1 protein-coding gene is annotated in these 1,234 nt (G+C 35.0%); it reads left to right on the top strand.

Features of this window, described 5'->3' with window-relative positions:
• Positions 1–103: 103 nt before the first annotated feature.
• The coding region (gene istA / locus OWO01_RS15875; protein ID WP_268781449.1) for an IS21 family transposase at positions 104–1,234 on the top strand (1,131 nt) is incomplete at its 3' end.

Here is a 1,234-nt window from a genome sequence, read left to right as displayed (position 1 = left end):
TGTATATGTTAACTTAAAAGTGCACCACATTGTTAATTGAAAAATGAACCACTCTAGTAGAAAATATCCCTAGCAAGATTATTTGTTAGGGGGAGAATATGGAGTGATTGATTTGAAGCTTAAGCAAGAAGTGATTGAATTATACATGAAAGGGTTGAGCGAAAGAAATATTGAAAAAGAACTTCCGATCTGTAGAAATACCGTTAGAAAATATATAAAAGAGTTTAAAGAAAGTCGATCAAAAGATGTTAGGGATCTACCGATTCCAGAATCGATTACGAGTCCACCCAGGTATAAGCATAGAGTTAGTCCAAAACGCGTTTTAACCACGGAAATACAAGAGAAAATTCAATATTTCATTTCTCAAAATGAATGGAAAAAGGATCATTATATGGGGAAACAACAGATGAAAATCATTGATATGCATGAAGCTTTACTTAAAGAGGGCCATACTATTGGCTATACAACAGTAAGAAATTTTGTGCGTGAAATAGCGAAGAAAAATAAGGAAGTATTTATTCGGAAGCATCCAGAGCCTGGTGCAGAAATTGAATTTGATTGGGGAGAAGTGAAGTTAAAGATTCATGGGAAATTAAAAGCATATTCCTTAGCAGTTTTTACCTTACCATACAGTAACTATCGATTCGCAAGAGTCTATGAATCTGAAACACAAGTATGTGTGTTAGATGCTCATTCAAAGTTAATTCAGCATATAAAGTTTGTTCCAAAATCTTTTACCTATGACAATATGAGGACGGTTGTAAAAACGTTTATTGGTCATGAGAAGGTGATTCATGAACAGATAAAAAATCTCTCCCAGTACTATCATTTTAAGATTCGCTTGTGTAATGCAAGAAAGGGTAATGAGAAAGGGAGTGTAGAGCGTAGTGTTGAATACGTAAGACGAAAGGCCTTCTCATCTGAGTTTACATTTAACAATATAGACGCAGCCAATGAGCACCTGATAACTACACTTTTAGACGTGAATAAACGACCACATCATGAACACAAAATGTCAAAAATTCAGCTATTAGAAAAGGAAAGAGAAACAAATGGAATCACTATGATTCAACCATTTGATGCCGCTGATCTTGTTGAGTGTCGAATAGATAAATACAGCACCGTAGTAATAAACCAGAATCATTATTCTGTGCCTGAAGGACATGTAGGAGAGTATTGTCGTGTGAAAGTTGGGGCTGAAGAAATCCGTTGTTTTCTTGATAACGAATTTCTG

Origin of the sequence: Natronobacillus azotifigens (genome assembly GCF_026805325.1) — a bacterium.
GTDB classification, from domain to species: domain Bacteria; phylum Bacillota; class Bacilli; order Bacillales; family Amphibacillaceae; genus Natronobacillus; species Natronobacillus azotifigens.
Note: the sequence above shows the minus strand (reverse complement) of the source record. Positions and strands in the feature narration are given on the sequence as shown.